The organism is Geitlerinema sp. CS-897, assembly GCF_028368005.1.
Taxonomy (GTDB): domain Bacteria; phylum Cyanobacteriota; class Cyanobacteriia; order Cyanobacteriales; family Geitlerinemataceae; genus Baaleninema; species Baaleninema simplex.
Map to the genome: position 1 here is coordinate 1 of NZ_JAQNCQ010000147.1, position 19,613 is coordinate 19,613.

Here is a 19,613-nt window from a genome sequence, read left to right on the forward strand (position 1 = left end):
ACCCGGGATTTCGGGTGCATCTCACTTTCGTAAAAATATGAGTCTGGGGTAGGTTGGACTTCGGCAACGCTGCCGTCCACAGACTTCGGCTTCGCTCAGCCTATGGGTGGAGCGATAGCGAAACCCAACAACAGCTCAATTTTTCGATGAATTTACATTGTTGAAATGCACCCAAACATTTGAGTTTAGAATGGCATTTTTTAATAAATATTTCAATTTAATAAATGATGTTCGATCGCAAAACGAACTAATTCAGATCGATTAGCAGTATCCGTTTTTCTTAGCAAATTACTGACATATTTCTCGATCGTTCGAGGACTCAAAAAAATGCGATCGCCAATTTGTGCGTTCGACAAGCCCTGAGCTAACAATTCGAGAACTTCCTGTTCTCGGGAAGTTAAATCAATTTTTGGCTCTAACGCGACCGATTCGTTTCGACGTTCTTCTCCCTCCAAAGACACCGGCGATCGCTGCGCTTGCGAAGCATGACCCATCATCGTATAGCGATCTAAAAAATTCCGCACGACAGCACTGAGTTCCTCCAACTCGAACGGTTTGGGCATATACAAATCGATTCCCAACTGATAACCGCGAATGCGATCTTCGATTTCGTTGCGAGCGGTGAGAAAAATCACCGGAAGCAGCCGAAACGCCGGTTGTTGGCGAACCTGACGGACGAGTTCGAACCCGTCCATTTTCGGCATAATCGCATCGGTCACGATCAAATGGGGCTGGTATCGTTCGACGAGTTCCAAGGCTTCGCGGCCGTTGGCTGCCGGAACGGCCGAATAACCCGACATTTCTAAATAATCGGCGATCGAAAGACGCGTTCCCGGATCGTCATCTACGACCAAAATGGTAAGCGGCATGAGTGAAAAGTCGGGTTCGACCCAATATGAAACAACGTCCGGCGGACAACAACAACGCCAGAAAAGACAGAACTTAGAGTGTGTAAAATGGCTTTCAACGATCCCGTTCCGAGAGAACACATCGAGATTCGAGGCTGTTGAAAACCGTCTCTAGGTTCGTCAGAATCCCTTTCAAACTGCCGAGACTTGCCAGCTCGACGGCCGACCGAGATTTCCCACTAAGGTAATGCCGCGTTGGTTGGCGTGCAAGTGACGCAGGATTTTATAAATCGTCTCGATCTCTTGAGGACAGCCGACCTGTTCGGCAATTTCCTCGAGGGTCATGGGTTTGCCCGAAGACTGAAGGAGTTCGACCACCTGCTTCTGTAAGTCCAACACCACCGCAGCCGCTTTCTTTCCGGCCTCGACCCCCGGCTGGTGGTACGCGTTGACGTTAATCAACGATGCGTACAGCCCCACAGCCCGTTCGTACAGGGCGATTAACGCCCCAACAGAGTGAGGACTGACTCGGGGAACGGTCACAGTAATCGAACCCCGACCGTTCTCGAAGAGGGCTTTGCGAGTGCCTTGCAAGAATCCCGAAAGGTAATCTCCCGAGGTGATACCGGGTTCGAGTTCCGGGGAGTCTCCCTCGCGATCTTCGAGAACTTCGATAAAGGTGACGAAAAAGTTGGGAATTCCTTCCCGTAACTGCTGGACGTAGGCGTGTTGGTCGGTGGAACCTTTGTTTCCGTAGACGGCGATACCTTGACGGACGACGTTTCCGTCGAGATCTTTTTCTTTTCCTAACGATTCCATGACCAGTTGCTGGAGGTAGCGACTGAACAGCAATAGGGAATCTTTATAGGGCAGAACGACCATGTCTTTTTCCCCTTTACCGTTACCCGCACGATACCAAGCGAGGGCGAGCAGTGCTGCCGGATTGGTTTTAATGTCGGGGATGCGGGTGGCGGCGTCCATTTCTCTGGCCCCCGCGAGCAGGGCGCGAATATCGATGCCTTGTAAGGCGGCGGCGGGAAGTCCTACGGAGGAGAGTTCGGAGGTGCGGCCACCTACCCAGTCGGCCATGGGAAAGCGAGCGAGCCAGCCTTCGGCTTCGGCGGTGCGATCGAGTTTGCTATCGACGCCGGTAATGGCGATCGCTTGTTTGGCAAAGTCGAGACCCCGTTGGGCGAAGGCGTGTTGTACTTCTAGCATTCCGTTGCGGGTTTCGGGGGTGCCGCCGGATTTGGAAATGACGATAACCAGCGTGCGATCGAGTCGATCGCGTAACTCGTACAGGGTGCGATCGATCCCCGCCGGATCGGTATTATCGATAAAGCGAACGTCGAGGGGAGCGTCTTTCGGAGCGAGGGCGTCGGCGACAAACTCAGGGCCCAATGCCGAACCGCCGATCCCGATCGAGAGAATATCCGTAAAGCGATCGCCGTTGGGGGAGTGGACTTTACCCGCACGAACCTTGGCGACGAAGGTTTCGATTTGCTCGAGGGTGTCGGTAATTTCCGCTTCGATTTCTGGAGTCGGGGCTAAATCGGGATCGCGCAACCAATAATGACCGACCATGCGGTTTTCGTCCGGGTTGGCGATCGCGCCGCTTTCGAGAGCTGCCATGTCGCGAAACGCCTTGTCGAACTTCGGTTTCAAGCCAGCGACAAACGCATCGTCGAAGTCTACGCGGCTGACATCGACGTAAAGTCCTAATGCTTCGTGATAGTAAAGCCAATTTCGATAACGTTCCCAGAGCGTAGCGGCATCCATAAAGTCGTTTGACCTCTATCGATTTCGTTCTCGGTGCGACCGTTCCCGCCTCCCGCGCTGTCTCTGACGAGATCGCCGCAGTTGTGACGAGTGCGACGGTGCGAGACTCCCCCTTAGCGTATCACGGCATTTGCAACGCTCTGCTGCAAAAACCTTTACAGAAAAATGGGAATTCCCACTATCATGGAAGGGGTAGTGTATCGATCCACCACTGGGTCGGTCACTCGCCCCAAAACCTTTGAAGGCGGCAGGACGCACCGTCGCTACGGACTGGACGACCCGTCCGCATTGGTGAAATACACCCTGGCGATCGCGATTTCTAACTCAGTCGCTGGGGACGGTGTGAGGTGAAACGCTATAGCATGGTCAGACCGAACAGACGCGCGCCGCGTGCGTAACCCCCCAACGGAACGCGAACACCGGGGGCTGAGCGGAAACCAACGGATAGCGAGATAGCAGCGACCTCGAGAGCGCGATCGAAGGCGATCGCATCGCAAGAGCGACTGTTCACACTTCCCGCCGGTCGTCCGTTGACCTCAGCTTTTCGTTCGCATGCTTGGGAGCGTAATGCTCGAAAGCGTTTTTCTACACCTTTGTCACAACTTTAGCGTTTGCATGACACCAGAGACCACAGCCGACCAGATGCAACATCAGACGTTTGACGATTTCGGACTCCGTCCGGAAATCTTAAACGGAATTCGCGAAGCCGGATTTCGAGCGCCGAGTCCGATCCAGCAAGAAGCGATCCCCATTATTTTAGAAGGGCGCGACGTCGTGGCACGAGCGCAGACGGGAACGGGAAAAACTGCCGCGTTCGGACTCCCCGCTATGAATGCGGTGAAACACTCGAACTCTGTCGAAGTTCTCGTTATCGTCCCTACCCGCGAGTTAGCCTCTCAAGTCAGCGACGAACTTTATCGCCTCGGTCGCTACGACGGGATTCGCACCGTGGCCGTGTATGGCGGTCAGTCGATCGATCGCCAAGTGAGTTTGATCCGACGCGGGGCGCAGGTGGTCACGGCGACCCCCGGACGCTTGCTCGATCATCTCAAATCTAAGCGTTTGGAGTCGTTTAACCCCTCGATCGTTATTCTCGACGAAGCCGACGAAATGCTCGATATGGGCTTTCTCGACGATATCGATCAGATTTTTAAGTATTTGCCCGAAGAACGTCAAACGTTACTGTTTTCGGCAACGGTTCCTCCGGCCATCCGTCAGTTGGCCAAAAAGATTCTCAAAGATCCCGTTTCCCTCGACGTGACGCCGAAAGGCGGCGCAACGACGAACGTTGATATTACCCAACGCTACTACGTTCTTGAAGAACGGGAACGGGAAGAAGCGTTAGTCCGATTGATCGATACCGAGTCGCCCAACAAGGCGTTGATCTTCTGTCGGACGAAGAAGGAAACGGATATGCTCTGCACGACGCTGGTGTCGCGCGGGTACGCCGCCAGTTCCCTCCACGGCGATATGCAGCAGCGACAGCGCAACGAGGCGATCGAAAGCTTTAAAAAAGGCCGGATCGATTTGCTCATTGCGACTGACGTGGCGGCGCGGGGTCTCGACATCAACGACGTCACGCACGTTTTCAACTATCACATTCCCTTCGACCCGGAAAGTTACGTCCACCGCGTCGGACGCACGGGACGCGCCGGACGCAAGGGAACGGCGATTACTCTCGTCACGCCGTTGGAGTTTAAAAAACTCACCCGCATCATGCACACTTCGGGAGCGCCTTTGGTATACGAAGAGGTTCCTACCATCAACGAGGCCAAAAAACAGTATCAAAACGAACTGTTGGGCAAGTTGCAACACCAGCATATCGACGAAGAAGCGGTCGAGTTGTTGCAACGCCTCGAGGAAGAAGTCGATTTATCTCAAATCGCCTGTAAAGCACTGTCGATGTTGCTCGATCGCCAACCGGTTGGCGGCCCGAGTCGCATTGGATTTAGTTCCAAGGAAGTCGAACGCATGATGCACCGTTCCAAACGGCGCAAAAGCAGCGGAGGCAAACGCCGATACAATTCTCGCAGTTCTCGCCCCCGCCGCTACAAACGTTAAATTCCGTACACTCGGGTTAGTGGCGGATTACACCGCTTGATACGGCGAACCTTCCAATTTGCGGCATTCTTTCAAGCCCAAATTGGGATTTTCGCGGTATTCCTCTGTGGGAACCCACACGCTCACCTCGAACGACTCCGTGTCGCCGTCGCTTTTCGTCGAAACCCAATAGAGGTAATCGACATCGCGATCGTAGTTCAGTCCGACGCGGAGATTAGAAAAGTCGTCTTCGCAAATCTCAAACCCGAACCGTACCACGATTTGCGCTAAGAGACATTCGGGAGTGTGTCGGTGTTCCCCAGCCGTTTCTCGTTCGTCCCAAAACTTTTCTAAAAAGCGATCGAGCTTTGGCAGAACCTTTTCCGGGCTACCGTTGCGACTGGCATACAGGATAGCAGGGTTGCCTTCAACCAAAATATGGAAGGTGGTATTCATCGGTTCTTCTCTCCTTGCTTACAATACGGCCGAATTGAGACGGGAGGTTCCTGCCTCGGGGACTGAACTTTCCTGTTTCCATTATTCGTGCGATCGCGATCGCGTGCCAGTTGCAGCCGTGCGGAGTTCGGGGAGAAGCGTGCCACATCCTCGTCGAACCGTTGCCAAAGCCTCAACGAGAAGGCTGAACGCTCTTCTCTCTCAGCCCAGAAGAGATATACTGATATCGTCAGAGAGGCGCGAACTGCCATGACGATTTCGACCCAAAACGTATCGGGGTTGGCAGAATTTTCAAGGCGAACCGATATTGAGGAATCCCCCGCTTGGGAATTTCAAAATGGCAACGCCAGTCAAAAGCCGATGCCGGGACTTCAACACAGTCGCCTTCAAGGACGCTTGGCGGGACGGATTAACCTGCACTGTCAGGGATTTGAGGCGTTGCCGGAGCTGCGATGTACGGTACGAGGGCGATCGCTCGTCCCCGATTTGGTGATTTTGCCAGATACAGACATCCCTGTAGACGAGTCGGGAAGAGTCAGTGCCAAAGGGATCGAGTTTGTACCGCCGTGGGTGGTGGAAATTCTCTCACCCGAACAGAGTTCGATTCAGGTTACGCGCAAAATTTTGTTTTTGTTACGCTGTGGAACCCAGTTAGGCTGGTTAATCGACCCAGGAGAACAGGTCGTATTGGTGTTTCAGCCAGACGGCTTGCCCGAAGAGTTTGTCGGTGAAACGAATTTGCCGATGTTAGCAGGTGTCGATTTGACCTTGACGGCGGCGGAAATGTTTGGCTGGTTGAAGGGCGAGAAACGTTAAAACGCGATCGTTCGCTCCAGTCTTCAGACTCGGGGTGGCAGGAGTTTCTGGAGGTTTAACGATGAAACCCTTTCCAGGGATGAATCCCTATCTCGAAGCGCCCGATTTGTGGTCGGAGGTTTACAGTCGCCTTATCGTGGCGATCGCAGATGCTTTATCCGAGTGTTTGAGTCAAGCCTATCGAGTGGCGATCGAAAAACGGGTGTACCTCAGTGAAGGGGAAGAAAGCGTCGCCATCGGGATACCAGACGTTTCAGTGTTGTCCCAACCCTCTGCACCCACAGAGCCAACCGATGCTGTGGCGACAGCCGAACCTGTGACGGTGACGATCCCGATGCCCGAAACCGTGCAGGAATGGTATTTGGAGATTCGCGAGGTGAGTACGGGCGCCGTCATCACCTCGATCGAAGTCTTGTCGCCGACGAACAAAAAGCCGGGAGTCGGCCGTCAAGCCTACGAGCGCAAGCGTTTGCAGGTATTAGCCAGCCAAACCCATTTAGTCGAAATCGATCTATTGAGGCGAGGAGAACCGTTACCGGCGATCGGAGCAGCACGTTCCGATTATCGCGTGTTAGTCAGTCGCAGTTGGGCGCGTCCGACGGCGCAGTTATACGGATTCACCGTACGTCAGCGGTTGCCAGTGGTGAAAATTCCCTTGAAACCCGGTGAGGCAGAAGTCGAACTCGACTTACAGGAGGTGCTTGAAGGGTTAATCCGTCGGGGACGGTATCATCTGGCGATCGACGATTCCGTCCCCCCCGATCCGCCGTTGAACCAAGAGGATTTACATGGGTTGGAAAGGTGGAGAGCCAGCTTGGAATGACAAGCTTTTGGAGACAAGGGGACATTCTCATCCCCTCATCATCCTCAGTGGTGCAGAAAACTTTTCGAGATCGGGAATTGACAAAATACATATTTTATGTATATGGATTCGAGCGAGATCCCCGGCATCTCCAAGATGACGGGGATCTCCGGCAACCATTTACCGATCTGGGATTTTGCGGGCAACCCTTTAATACGGCGATATCTTTTCTAACAAGGGTTTCAGGACTTTTCTGCTCCACTAAGCCTCATCACCTCACTGGTGACTGGTGACTGGTGACTGAAATACTGCTCGTCACTCCTTCGGCAGTTGATACTGACTCACAATGCGTTGGGCGAACGTGGGAACGTGGGCGTCGAGTTTTTCGGGGTGGTTGCGTTTGACGTATAGATAATTGCGGGTAAAGTGGGAGTCGATGGAAAATCGGGCGTATTCCAGTCCTTTGGGTCCGACTCGTTCGATGACGACGCCCATCAGTTTGGCTGCCCACATGGGAAGCGTGACGCCTTTATCGTAGGCGGGGATGCTCTGTTGTACTGCTTGACGGCGATCGCCACTTGAAGACACTGATTGCGTGTCCAGTTGCGGTTTCACCAAATCGAGCATTTCTTGCCCCGTGTCGTTGCGAACTACCACCCACTGCCAGCGGAAGGGCGCACCCATATAGCCCACGACGAGATCGGCTAAACCGTTGACGTAATCGAAACAACTCATGCAAGAAGGGGCGAATACGTCTTTGAGTTCCTTCGTGTTCAAGCCGAAAAATGGAACCGTTTCGATCGAGCCGTCTTCGTGTTTGAAATGAATGCGGAAATCCTGCATGAACTCGTAATGCACCACCGTATCCGGCGATTTACTGGTGGTTTCGAGGAACTTCTGCAAGCCTTCACGGGTCACGTTATCGACGCAAGGGGTTCCGAGAACGTAGAGTTTTTCCAACCCCAGCTTGTCTTCAACTGCCCGCAACGCCTGAATTTGACAGCCGACGCCAATCGCCAACAACCGTTTCATCCCCGACTGTTCGATTTGCTCCAAAATCGATAAATTGGGAGAGAGCGTCGGTTTGTTGACGCGTGCGGCTAACACCTCTTCCGGCGTCCGGGCGATGACGGGCATCGGTTGAAAGCGATCGCTCGGTGAGTTCTGCACGCAGACGACACCCTCGACTTTCCCCGAATTCAGCATTTCACAGGCGATGGTACTGACGATCCCCGTCCACTGCGCCCCTTCGATGGGTTCTTTTTTGCGGGCGGCCATCATATCCTGGTGAACGCCGAAATACAGTTCGAGTTCGTTCTCGAGATTGCGAACTCGTCCGTGGCTTTGGACTTCGAGGTTGTCGAACTGTTGGTTGATAAAGGCGCAGGCTTCTTTAACGTAGTGGATGTAATAGGTATCGCAGAGGCCGCACTCGCTACAGAGTTCTTTGGCGGGGCGACGGCTTCCCGGTTTGAGTGCTTTGGCTTTGCGATGTTGGGTGGGGTTAACCGCAGTCATTTTATTAAATTCAGTCTCTCAAACGTCCTCTATCTAGAGTAGTTGAGAACGAGCGATCGAGGGGATGAGGAGATGAGGAGATGATGCAACCCCCTACGAATCGATCGGTTGGGGGCGGTGCGTGACGCGGTAAGGTCACTTGTTCTGACTTCGGCTTCCTTTTTCTGTCCGCGTCACGGCACCCTACGCATCGATCGTTTTCTGCCCGCGTCACAGATGCAACCCCCTACGAATCGATCGGTTGGGGGCGGTGCGTGACGCGGTAAGGTCACTTGTTCTGACTTCGGCTTCCTTTTTCTGCCCGCGTCACGGCACCCTACGCATCCCTCGCTTTTTGCCCGCGTTACAGCACCCTACGAGTCACTGAATCTGTCCGTTCCAGCGAATGGTTTGTTCGGCTTGGTGTCCGGCAAATTGGCGAATGGCGGTGATTTTGAGTTCGACGCCGATGCCCGATCGCAGGTAACGGTCTTCGATGGGCAAACCCGATAAATTAATGGTAAAGCGGTTGAAATTTTGGGTTACGAGTTCTGGGGGAACTTCGCCTTCGTAGCGGGTGCGGGTGCGGCGATCGTTAAATCGAGAGATCGATCGCGTCGATCGATACTCGATTTGAAATTGCGTTGTAATTAAATGGGACTGTTGTGCCACATCCACCAACGCTAACTCTAGGTTATTGGCGTTCGTGACGACGTTAGCAACGTTTAACTGTGTGGCTTCGCTGGCGAGAATGGCACGATCGACGGTATAGGTGACGAGATCGCTCGTTTGGGTGGCGTCTCCGTCAATCCAGAGGTCTTCGGAAAATTCGGCGTTAACGAACCCTTCCTCGTTTAGTGAGAGCGTCACGGGAACGTTATCGAAATCTGAAATGGGGCGATCGGCATTCCAAACTACTTCTACAACTTTCTCGAGGCGTTCGACAAATTCGCGATATTCGTCAGCCACTACCGAACTCGGGGCGAGGAGACTTCTCGCACCCCGTCGGATTTCCCAAACATCTTTCGTTAACTCAACAGTTCGAGTTCCCAGTTCCGACAAACTCAGTTCGATGGCTGGTTGTTCGGGGGGTAGCGGTTCGCTACCTTCGACCAAGCTTAACTGACCGGGTTCGCCATCGAGTCCATCTCGTCCGCTGTAACCGTTTTGTCCTCGTCTCCCATCGTCGCAGTAATAGCGGCGATCGTTGACTTCCCAACTCCAATCGCGACAGCGACATCCCCGTCCGCCAGAACCGCCTCGTCCGCCGTAACCGCCCCGTCCGCCTGAAGCGTCTACTTCAAGCTGTCGTAAATCGGCGCGATCGCGGTAGTAAACTGTCAGCGATCCTCCGCGTCCGCCCGTTCCTCCGCTACCCCCGTTCCCCCCGTCGCCGCCTTTCGCCCCCCGCAGATCGTAAGGGACGTTTGGCGGTTGAATGCAGCTCGTTGCATCGCGACCATCGCCCCCATCGCCTCCGTTGGTGCCATCTCTTCCCACCAGAGAAATCGAAGTGGCTGTACTGCCGAAAACGAGGGTTTCTGAGGGGCCAGTTCGTCCAGTGCGTCCGTTACTACCGTTATAGCCATTGCTGCCTGCAAATCCGAAGGTTGACGCCGCCAGCGTTGCGATCGCACTTCCCAATCCCAGGGCGATCGTTGCTAATCCGAGCGATCGACGCCACCCCCCAACCTCGAACCTTGCCAACCTCCCCATTTCATAATCTCCTCAAATTCACTCCTCTCTATTATCGTTTCGACACCAAAAGTGTCTTTTCGGTGCGATCGCTCCCCCAAAACTCCCTTGTCTCTATTTTCCCGTTCCCCGTTCCCTATTCCCTGTTCCTTTATAATATTGGGAGTCTGTTCAGTTATCTCGCACGACCGTGACTGTATCTCCCGTTCCTTCCGGTTCTCAATCTAACTACGCTACATCGGTTCCCGATGCACTCGGGCGCTTCGGACAGTTTGGGGGTAAATACGTCCCCGAGACCCTCATGCCCGCCCTTACCGAACTCGAAGCCGCCTTCAAACGCTACAAAGATGATGCGGAGTTTCAGCGAGAACTAAACGGTTTGTTACGGGATTACGTGGGGCGTCCCTCGCCGCTGTATTTCGCCGAACGCCTTACGGAACACTACACCCGTCCCGACGGCACCGGTCCGAAAATTTACCTGAAACGGGAAGACCTCAACCACACGGGCGCTCACAAAATTAATAACGCGATCGCTCAAGCTTTGCTGGCCAAACGCATGGGCAAACAGCGGGTCATCGCCGAAACGGGTGCCGGACAGCATGGGGTGGCCACCGCCACGGCCTGCGCTCGCTTCGGACTCGAGTGCATTGTCTACATGGGCGTTCGCGATATGGAACGTCAGGCGCTCAACGTGGTGCGGATGCGCCTGTTGGGGGCGAAAGTCGAACCCGTCACCGCCGGAACGGGAACTCTCAAGGACGCCACGTCTGAGGCGATTCGCGACTGGGTAACGAACGTGGAAACGACCCATTATATTCTCGGGTCGGTGGCCGGCCCTCATCCTTATCCGATGATGGTGCGGGACTTCCACGCGATTATCGGTCAGGAAACACGCCAGCAGTGCCAGGAGATGTGGGGCGGGTTGCCGGATGTTCTGCTGGCTTGTGTCGGCGGCGGATCGAACGCGATGGGGCTGTTTTACGAGTTCGTGAAAGAGTCTTCGGTGCGCTTGATTGGCGTCGAAGCTGCCGGAGAGGGCGTTGCGTCGAAGAAACACGCGGCTACGCTGACGAAGGGTCAGGTGGGCGTGTTGCACGGGGCGATGAGTTATTTGTTGCAAGACGACGACGGGCAGATTATTGAAGCTCACTCGATTAGTGCGGGGTTAGACTATCCCGGTGTGGGGCCCGAACACAGTTATTTGAAGGAAACGCAACGGGCGGAATATTACAGCGTCACGGATGCCGAAGCCGTGGAAGCGTTCCAGCGACTTTCGGCGTTGGAAGGCATTATTCCAGCTTTGGAAACCTCCCATGCGATCGCCTATCTAGAAACCCTTTGTCCTCAATTAGAAGACGGTACGACGGTGGTGATTAACTGCTCGGGGCGCGGTGATAAGGACGTGCAAACGGTCGCTCGCTATCTAAATTTAGGGGACGTTTAGGCATAGGTAAAAACAGTAATAAAAGCAGGGTGGGCATTGCTCACCGATAAGGGGACTCGATCGCGATCGCTCGAACCATTCCAATTAGGCCACCGCTTCTCGCGAGAAAGTAGGAAAAAAATCACACTTGAGTTCGGTGGGCGATGCCCACCCTACCCAATTATCTACCCACTTATCAATTATCGACTATCAAACAGGGTTCGATGGTTCGCGCGACGGCTTCGGCAAGAGCATCGAGATCGTAGCCTCCTTCTAAACCGAAGAGAATATGTTCGGTAATTTGCAAACATTGCTCGGTCAGTTCGGTGTAGTCTTCGGGGTTTAAATACAACCCCGCTAGCGGGTCGTCTTTCAGGGCATCGTATCCGGCGCTGATAATTAATAAATCCGGTCGAAAGTCGCGGAGAAACGGCAGGGCTTTTTCTCGAAAAAGCTCTTGATAAACCGAACTAACGGTTCCAACAGATATGGGAATATTTAAAACGTTATTGTAACAGCCGCGTTCGTCTTCAAATCCCGTACCGGGATAGCAATGAGATTGATGGAGCGAGCAATAGGCCAGTTGAGGATGGGTTTGGATAATCGATTGCGTGCCGTTTCCGTGGTGAACGTCCCAGTCGAGAATGGCAACGCGATCGATCCCGAAATGTTTTAAACCGTAGAGGGCGGCGATCGCTTCGTTGGCAAAAATACAAAATCCCATACCGCGATCGCGGGTGGCGTGATGGCCGGGAGGACGGGCGAGAACGAAGGCCGGTTTTCCCGTTTCCACGACGCGATCGACCCCGTCGATCCAGGCACTGACGGCTAACAACGCCACCTCGTAAGTCCGGGGCGAAACGGGCGTATCGGGGTCGAGGTGGCCGCCCCCCCGTTCGGCGATGCGACGAACGCGATCGACGTAGGAGAGAGGATGAACCTGACTGAGACTGTCGAAAACTGCTGGGCGATCGAACGGTGTCGGTGTTTCCCACTGTAACTGATGCGCCCATCGCTGCGATTTCAAGCGCTCCACAACGACCTTCAAACGTTCGGGACGTTCGGGATGAAATACCCCCGTTTTATGTTCGAGAAACGCATCCGAGTAAAAGATTGGAAACATCGTTTTAATTCCGTTCGAGCTAAGAGAAATTCCATTAATTCGAGGTGCAATTTTAACCCATCTCAACACCTGCGCTCCTCGAGCGAGACGCGATCGAAAATATGTTAAAATGATTATTATAATCGACGCTTCAATAGCTGTCGTCAAACGAGAATACGAAACTTGCGTCGTGCGAACGCAACAGATGCAAATCGCGGTTTTAAGGGAGATTTTTACCGTATGACCACTGCCGAAGAGCGGATCGTTCCGACAGATCTTCGCAATGAAATGTCTCGATCGTACCTCGAATACGCTATGAGCGTCATCGTCGGTCGAGCGTTACCCGATGCCCGCGACGGTCTCAAGCCCGTCCATCGGCGAATTCTGTACGCCATGCACGAATTGGGCTTAACCCACGATCGACCGTTCCGTAAATGCGCTCGGGTCGTCGGGGAAGTCCTCGGTAAATATCACCCCCACGGCGATACGGCAGTGTACGACGCACTGGTACGGATGGCGCAAGGGTTTTCCATGCGATCGCCGCTGATCGAAGGTCACGGAAACTTCGGTTCTGTCGATAACGATCCCCCTGCCGCCATGCGGTACACCGAATGTCGGTTGCAATCGCTCAGCACCACCGCCCTCCTTCAAGATATCGACTCGGAAACCGTCGATTTCGCCGATAACTTCGACGGCTCCCAACAAGAACCCGTCGTTCTTCCGGCACGAATTCCCCAACTGCTCCTCAACGGTTCCTCGGGAATTGCCGTGGGGATGGCGACGAACATTCCCCCCCACAACCTCGGCGAATTGGTGGACGGCTTAGTTGCCCTCATCCACAACCCGGAACTGACCGACACCCAACTGATGGAATACATCCCCGGGCCGGACTTCCCCACCGGAGCGCAAATCCTCGGTAGCAGCGGCATTCGCGACGCCTACACCGGCGGCCGGGGGTCGATTACCATGCGCGGCGTGGCCAATATCGAAACCCTCGAACGGCAGGGCGCCCCCGATCGCGAAGCCATTATCGTCACCGAACTGCCGTTTCAGACGAACAAAGCCGCTCTCATCGAAAAAATCGCCGATCTCGTCAACGATAAAAAAATCGACGGGATCTCCGACATCCGCGACGAAAGCGATCGCGACGGAATGCGAATCGTCATCGAACTCAAACGCGATGCTTACCCCCGCGTCGTTCTCAACAACCTCTACAAACAAACCCCCATCCAAACCAACTTCGGGGCGAATATGTTGGCGTTGGTGGATGGCGAACCGCAACTGCTGTCTCTGAAGAACTCCCTGCAAGTCTTCCTCGACTTCCGCATCGAAACCATCACCCGACGCACCCAGTACGAACTGCGGAAAGCTGAAGAACGAGACCACTTGTTGCAAGGGTTACTGATCGCCCTGGCCAACCTCGACGCCATCATCCGTCTGATTCGTCATTCTCCCGATAGTGCCACGGCCAAAACCGAACTGATCGAGGGTTACAACCTTTCCGAACCACAAGCCGACGCCATCTTACAAATGCAATTGCGGCGTCTGACTGCCTTAGAAGCCGAAAAAATCGAGCAGGAACACCAAGCCTTACAAGAAAAAATCGCCGATCTCAACGATATTTTGGCACGAAGAGAGCGGATTTTACAGATTATCGAAGCCGAACTCGGCGAACTCCAAGAACGCTACGCCACCCCCCGACGGACGGAAATTCTGCGGGACGAAGGCGACCTCGACGATACCGACCTCATCGCCAACGAACAGGCGTTGATCTTGTTGACCGAACAGGGTTACGTCAAGCGGATGCCCGTGAATACCTTCGAGGCGCAAAACCGGGCGACGCGAGGCAAGTCTGGTACGAAGATGAAGGAAGACGACGGCATCGAACATTTCCTGACCTGTTGCGATCACGATAACGTCCTGTTTTTCAGCGATCGCGGCGTGGTTTACAGCCTCAAAGCCTATCAAATTCCCACCGGATCGCGCACTTCGCGAGGGGTTCCCATCGTGCAACTGTTGCCGATTCCCCGCGACGAGAAGATTACCTCGATCGTTCCGGTCACGGAGTTTACCGACGACGAATACTTGATCATGCTGACCAAAGGCGGCAACATCAAGAAAACCTCTCTTTCGGCGTTTAGCAACATTCGTGCCAACGGCTTGATCGCAATTTCTCTCAGCGAAGGCGACCAACTGCGTTGGGTGCGTCGGGCCCGAGAAGACGACAGTATTATTATCGGCTCCCGTATGGGGATGGCGATTCATTTTAAAGCCGATCGCGACCAATTGCGCCCCCTCGGTCGAGCGACACGGGGCGTCAAGTCTATGAATTTACGTAAGGGCGACGAACTCATCGGTATGGATATATTGCCCAGTAGCGTGATTTCCCAACTGGACAATTTACCTGACGACAGCGATCTCGACGAAGAGGCGATCGAGGTAGAAGAAAACGAGGAAACCACCACCAGCGAAGGACCTTGGATGCTCGTCGTCACGACGGGGGGTTACGGAAAACGGGTTCCCGTGTCGCAGTTCCGCTTGCAAAATCGCGCCGGAAAAGGCACGATCGCCACGAAGTTCAAGTCTCATTTAGACAGCGATACCGTGGCGGCGTTACTGGTGGTGACCGAGGAAGACGAGTTGATGATGGTGACGACGCGGGGCATTATCATCCGTCAGGCCGCCAGTGCCATTACGCCGCAATCCCGTACGGCGACGGGGATTCGAGTGCAGCGTCTCGATAAAGAAGACGCGATCGCTGCGGTGGCGTTGGTGCCTCCGGCTGCTGAAGGAGTCGAAGACGAAGAGGACGTATAGATTGCGTCTCACTGCTCAGACGATCGTAGGAGAACCCTATGACAACCCATTTGATTTCAGCTCACAGTCCCGTGCTGAATTTGCGCGATCGCCTCGAATATCCCGAAGCGGGGGTGTTGAGTAAAGTCGTGTTTCAAGATTCGGCTTGTCAGTACACCCTGTTTTGTTTGGCGGAAGGCACTGAAATTAGCGAACATACGGCCACCCGGAACGCCACGGTTCACGTTTTGGAGGGAACGGGAACGCTTATCCTCAACGGCGACGTGATTTCTCTCGACCCTGGAACGTTCGTCTTCATGGCAGCCAACGCCCCCCACGCTCTGCAAGCGTCGTCGAATTTGTCGTTTTTACTGACGCTTTCGGCGACTTCTTAAAAACGGGCGATCGCATTTCCGTCGAATTGAATTGAGAACCCCGGTTTGAACGAAAAGCCGGGTTTTTTTGACGAAATATCGGGAACTCGAGCGCGATTTCCCGACCGACTTGTCATCCAACCCGCCAGACAAAGCAGGCTAGAATCGAGGCGTCGTTCGACAACGAAATCCTCATGAGCGATCGCCGAATTTCCCTGACTCTGTTTCTGCTGCGTTTGAGTGTCTTCCTGGTGATGCTCGTGTGGTCGCTGGACAAATTCATACAACCGGAACACGCCGCCGCCGTTTTTAAAACCTTTTACTTCATCGGTGGTTTGAACGATACCGTCATTTACATTATCGGTGCCGTGCAACTGGCGATCGTCGTGGGTTTTCTCCTCGGTTGGCGCAAGCGCATCACCTACGGCTTGGTCTTTCTCTTCCACGCCGTTTCCACACTCTCGGCGTTTTCCAAATATCTCGCCCCCTATCAGGACGTCAATCTCCTCTTCTTCGCCGCCTGGCCGATGTTAGCGGCGTGTTTTGCCCTTTACACCCTCAGAGATTTGGATACCCTGTTCGCGATCGATCGCTAACTCAGAAACGATATTGACTGTTACCCTTCCCCACCTTATCTGGAGTTCCGCGTCTTCGTCGTGAAGTGATTCAAAACGAAGCGTTAAGTGTTGAGTTCCTATGAATATCAAAGCTTGGATAGCGCCGATAAAAAAATCACCTCCTCTAGACTCGATCTAAAATCCAGAAAAAAATAGTATAAAGACTCGTAAAAAAACAAAAAATTAAAAAAATGAAACAAGATCGATTCATTTTTAGCATCAATAAAACATCCAAAATATTAGCATATTTAGTTGCTTTAGTTATAGGGTTATGGATTTACGGATACATTTTTCCCTCTCTCAATAACGAAGTTGAAATACCGCCGGTTGTCGCACGTACCATACCAGAACTCTATTCTCGCGATTATTATGTATTAGAAAACCTTCAATTTAGTCCGAGAATTTACTATCAATTCCTCGTTGTTTTTTTCTGGCGTCTCGGTTTCAGCTTAACCCATAGCTATTTGCTCTTATACTGTCTGTCCTTTTTCTCGTTTGTAGGAGGACTGTATGCCATTGGGAAATATTTCTTTCAATCGAGACTCGCTCAATGCACGTTACCTTTTTTAGCCTTAACAGTGACTAGCGGAACGATTGGAATCGTCGATCTGTTTCGTAGAGAACCCATTCCTGCTATCTATGCAATGGGATTAGCAATTTGGGGAATTTACTTTTGCTTCAAGCATCAATGGATACAAGGATATTTCTTCTTTGGCTTAGCAACATTGATTCAGTTTTTAGTAGGATTTCTTCCAGGCTGCTTGTTTGGGGCGAGCTTATTACTTAACTCTTGGAAAAACAAAAACTGGAAGTCAGCAGCCCTCTCTTTCGGTGTTTTGGCTTTATTTGTTTCGCTCGTTTATATTCCGATACAGCTCAGTCCGGCTAATCGAGAATTTTCAATTTCAAATCCTGAATTTATTCATATTTATGGATATTTAAGACATCCTCATCATATCGTTCCGTCTTACTGGCCGATCGCAGACTGGATAAATCTGCTACTCTTTTATATTGCTGGACTTTTACTTATCATAGAAAGTCGAAATTTAGCATTCCAGGCTAAGCGAGACTTGCTGCTCGTTATTACATCGATGTTTTTAGCGTTAGGGATAAATTATGTTTTCGTCGAAGTTTTTCCCGTAGCTTTTTTTGCAAAACTTCAACTGTCCAGAACGACACCTTTCTCGCAATTAGCTGTTCTTGTAGGAATTTGTGCGATTCTAGAAGACTGTCTCGAATCTCGAAAGTTCGCACTCGTTCCTGTATCGATCGTGAGTGTTTTGATTTACGATGCTTCGATATCTGGAAGTACGCTTCCTTTTCTCATTATTTCGACCATTGTAGTTCTCAGTTTAAAGCGCGATGGGACGCGGGAATTCAGCTCTAAATATTTACTGTTTTTGATAAGTACAGTTTGTATTATTGTTATTTATAGTCTTACTGACTTGGAACTCGACGCATCGTGGACTCTCTTTCTATTTATAGTTTTAACAGTCCCCGCATGGCTAGATTGGATTTCTTTGCATCCAAAATATAGCTCGATCGCACTGCTTTTTTTATTTAGCTTTCAAACTCTGTTTTTGGGTTTGGGCTTAACTAAAAAACTAGGACGATACTGGCCGTGGTTCGACTCGCGCGTTCAAATTTATTACCGGAAGTCCGATCTTCAAAAGTTAGCTGTTCAGTTTCAAGAAACTAGCCCTCTCGATGTCTTAGTATTAACACCACCCCAGGCTTTCAGTTTTCGCTACTATTCTCGGAGATCGACAGTTTGGGATATTAGAAGTTTTCCCTACACCAATCGCGGAATTTTAACTTGGAAAGAACGAACTTTTACAATCTTAGGCACTCGAAATCTGAAGCCAGGAATATTAGAAGCCAATGACTTGTATCGCCAACGGAGTAGTCGCGATCTCGTTGACATTGCCAGAAAATATGGTGCAACGCATATCTTAACGCGCCGCGATTGGCATTCCGATCTTCCCCATGTCAGCCTGTCGCAAGAGGGAGATTGGGTGGTGTACGAATTGCCCGAACGAGAGCGGAGTTAAACCTAACGCTTTGGAGCGATCGCTAAAGCGAAAACAGTCTTTCACTAGAAATGTAGAACGGACAACTTCGATCGCAATTTTCCAAAATTCTTATAAGTACGAGATCGAAGCCTAGCTGACGATAATTGCCCGTTGGGGAGACACGGTTGATACGGGTGCATCTCTCTTTTGCAAAAACATGAGGATTTGAGGCTGAAATTCCTATTCTCTCGTGTAGATTTACATTTTTGAGATGCACCCGTTGATACGACCGTTCCAATCGGGGAAAAAGCGACCTCTTAGACGTTCCCACTTTATCTGGAGTTCCGAACTGTCCTGGTGAAGTTGTTTGAAACGAAGCGTTTGGCATCAAATTGTATGAGTCTCGAACTTTGGATAATCGTCGGAAAACTCCTAATTTCTCTCGTCGTTCTCGGGGTTTTGCTGCTGGTGGTTCGCCGCTGGCGATCGCTCCCCCGTTTGAAATTGCTGTTTCAAACCCTGTTCACAATCGTCCTGAGCCTTTACCTTCTCGTTTGCCTGGTTCTGCTCCTCGGACAACGCTATCTCATTTTTCGACCCACTCCCGACCTAGTTCGAACCCCCGCCGTCCACGGACTTTATTACGAGGATGTTTGGATTCCCGTCGAACGACCGTTTCGAGAACCCGAACGTCTACACGGTTGGTGGATGCCCAACCCCGACGCCACTTTGGGAACGCTAGTATACTTCCATGGAAACGGCTTTAACGTCAGTACAAACGTGACTCAATCCTATCGGTTGAACCAGATTGGATTTTCCGTGTTGTTGGTAGACTATCGCGGCTACGGTCGAAGTGAAGGTGTCTATCCCAGCGAGTCGTCGGTGTATCGGGATGCTGAGGCAGCTTGGAATTATTTGATTGCAGAGCGGGCGATCGCCCCTCGCGATATTATCATCTACGGCCATTCTCTCGGCGGCGCTGTCGCCGTCGATTTAGCGGTTCGCCACCCCAACGCAGGCGGTGCGATCGTTCAAGGCTCCTTTACCTCCATGACGGATATCGTTCGGTTACATCCTCGATCGCGTTTCGTTCCCGTGGGAGTGTTGCTAACGGAGAAGTTTAACTCCATCGACAAGGTAAAAGCGATCGAAATTCCTATTTTGTTCGTTCACGGACTCGACGATCCCCTGATTCCGGCGTCTATGAGCGAGGAACTGTACGCCGCCGCCTCCGAACCCAAACAACTGTTGCTAGTTCCCAATGCAGGTCACAACAATGGCGATCGCTTCGATCGCGAGGAATTTTACAGAGCCATACTCGATCTAGTAGATGCTGTAAACCGGTAACTTGGCATC

17 protein-coding genes are annotated in these 19,613 nt (G+C 52.2%); 10 read left to right on the forward strand and 7 right to left on the reverse strand.

Annotated elements, in window-relative coordinates; all coding sequences use genetic code 11:
* Positions 1 to 212 precede the first annotated feature (212 nt).
* Together POG22_RS09070 and POG22_RS09075 are read right to left on the reverse strand one after the other, a co-directional pair.
* The gene (locus POG22_RS09070; RefSeq protein ID WP_063718617.1) at positions 213 to 869 is read right to left on the reverse strand and encodes a response regulator transcription factor; all 657 of its coding nucleotides are present in this window, start codon (positions 867 to 869) and stop codon (positions 213 to 215) included.
* Between the two features lie 171 nt (positions 870 to 1,040).
* Positions 1,041 to 2,627, reverse strand: coding sequence for a glucose-6-phosphate isomerase (locus tag POG22_RS09075; RefSeq protein WP_498904848.1), 1,587 nt, complete (start codon positions 2,625 to 2,627; stop codon positions 1,041 to 1,043).
* A gap of 165 nt (positions 2,628 to 2,792) precedes the next feature.
* On the opposite strand from POG22_RS09075, the gene POG22_RS09080 reads away from it, so the two are divergent.
* Positions 2,793 to 2,978 carry a hypothetical protein gene (locus POG22_RS09080; RefSeq protein WP_144053819.1) on the forward strand — a complete coding sequence of 62 codons (186 nt, stop codon included), beginning with the start codon at positions 2,793 to 2,795 and terminating at the stop codon, positions 2,976 to 2,978.
* Positions 2,979 to 2,982: 4 nt separating this feature from the next.
* On the opposite strand, the gene POG22_RS09085 is transcribed toward POG22_RS09080, so the two are convergent.
* The gene (locus tag POG22_RS09085) at positions 2,983 to 3,138 is read right to left on the reverse strand and encodes a hypothetical protein (protein ID WP_498904850.1); all 156 of its coding nucleotides are present in this window, start codon (positions 3,136 to 3,138) and stop codon (positions 2,983 to 2,985) included.
* 104 nt (positions 3,139 to 3,242) lie between these two features.
* Between POG22_RS09085 and POG22_RS09090 the strand changes: the two genes are divergently transcribed.
* The gene (locus POG22_RS09090) at positions 3,243 to 4,688 is read left to right on the forward strand and encodes a DEAD/DEAH box helicase (RefSeq protein ID WP_498904852.1); all 1,446 of its coding nucleotides are present in this window, start codon (positions 3,243 to 3,245) and stop codon (positions 4,686 to 4,688) included.
* 27 nt (positions 4,689 to 4,715) lie between these two features.
* Here the strand turns inward: POG22_RS09090 and POG22_RS09095 are convergent, their stop codons facing one another.
* The gene (locus POG22_RS09095) at positions 4,716 to 5,123 is read right to left on the reverse strand and encodes a hypothetical protein (protein ID WP_017661230.1); all 408 of its coding nucleotides are present in this window, start codon (positions 5,121 to 5,123) and stop codon (positions 4,716 to 4,718) included.
* 249 nt (positions 5,124 to 5,372) lie between these two features.
* Here POG22_RS09095 and POG22_RS09100 point away from each other — a divergent pair, with 249 nt between their 5' ends.
* Positions 5,373 to 5,939 carry a Uma2 family endonuclease gene (locus POG22_RS09100; protein ID WP_017661228.1) on the forward strand — a complete coding sequence of 189 codons (567 nt, stop codon included), beginning with the start codon at positions 5,373 to 5,375 and terminating at the stop codon, positions 5,937 to 5,939.
* Positions 5,940 to 6,000: 61 nt separating this feature from the next.
* Positions 6,001 to 6,762, forward strand: a complete 762-nt coding sequence (locus POG22_RS09105) for a DUF4058 family protein (protein WP_498904854.1) — start codon at positions 6,001 to 6,003, stop codon at positions 6,760 to 6,762.
* Positions 6,763 to 7,056: 294 nt separating this feature from the next.
* On the opposite strand, the gene POG22_RS09110 is transcribed toward POG22_RS09105, so the two are convergent.
* Both POG22_RS09110 and POG22_RS09115 read right to left on the reverse strand, forming a co-directional pair.
* On the reverse strand, positions 7,057 to 8,259 hold the full coding sequence (locus POG22_RS09110) for a Coenzyme F420 hydrogenase/dehydrogenase, beta subunit C-terminal domain (protein ID WP_498904856.1): 1,203 nt from the start codon (positions 8,257 to 8,259) through the stop codon (positions 7,057 to 7,059).
* Positions 8,260 to 8,619: 360 nt separating this feature from the next.
* Entirely contained in the window at positions 8,620 to 9,954 is a 1,335-nt protein-coding gene (locus tag POG22_RS09115) for a hypothetical protein (protein WP_223307383.1), read from the reverse strand.
* Between the two features lie 169 nt (positions 9,955 to 10,123).
* On the opposite strand from POG22_RS09115, the gene trpB reads away from it, so the two are divergent.
* Complete coding sequence (trpB, locus tag POG22_RS09120) at positions 10,124 to 11,377, forward strand: tryptophan synthase subunit beta (RefSeq protein WP_063715603.1); 1,254 nt, start codon at positions 10,124 to 10,126, stop codon at positions 11,375 to 11,377.
* A gap of 175 nt (positions 11,378 to 11,552) precedes the next feature.
* Here trpB and POG22_RS09125 read toward each other — a convergent pair whose 3' ends face one another.
* On the reverse strand, positions 11,553 to 12,479 hold the full coding sequence (locus POG22_RS09125) for a histone deacetylase family protein (protein WP_063715604.1): 927 nt from the start codon (positions 12,477 to 12,479) through the stop codon (positions 11,553 to 11,555).
* 219 nt (positions 12,480 to 12,698) lie between these two features.
* On the opposite strand from POG22_RS09125, the gene gyrA reads away from it, so the two are divergent.
* The 5 genes from gyrA to POG22_RS09150 all read left to right on the forward strand — a co-directional run bounded on the left by gyrA (position 12,699) and on the right by POG22_RS09150 (position 19,604).
* Positions 12,699 to 15,275 (forward strand): DNA topoisomerase (ATP-hydrolyzing) subunit A, encoded by a 2,577-nt coding sequence (gene gyrA, locus POG22_RS09130; RefSeq protein ID WP_498904859.1) that lies wholly within the window; start codon positions 12,699 to 12,701, stop codon positions 15,273 to 15,275.
* A gap of 38 nt (positions 15,276 to 15,313) precedes the next feature.
* Positions 15,314 to 15,649, forward strand: coding sequence for a cupin domain-containing protein (locus POG22_RS09135; protein ID WP_063715606.1), 336 nt, complete (start codon positions 15,314 to 15,316; stop codon positions 15,647 to 15,649).
* Positions 15,650 to 15,822: 173 nt separating this feature from the next.
* Positions 15,823 to 16,224 (forward strand): hypothetical protein, encoded by a 402-nt coding sequence (locus POG22_RS09140; protein ID WP_063715607.1) that lies wholly within the window; start codon positions 15,823 to 15,825, stop codon positions 16,222 to 16,224.
* A gap of 212 nt (positions 16,225 to 16,436) precedes the next feature.
* Positions 16,437 to 18,296, forward strand: a complete 1,860-nt coding sequence (locus tag POG22_RS09145; protein WP_498904862.1) for a DUF6798 domain-containing protein — start codon at positions 16,437 to 16,439, stop codon at positions 18,294 to 18,296.
* 357 nt (positions 18,297 to 18,653) lie between these two features.
* Entirely contained in the window at positions 18,654 to 19,604 is a 951-nt protein-coding gene (locus POG22_RS09150) for an alpha/beta hydrolase (RefSeq protein ID WP_498904863.1), read from the forward strand.
* Positions 19,605 to 19,613 lie beyond the last annotated feature (9 nt).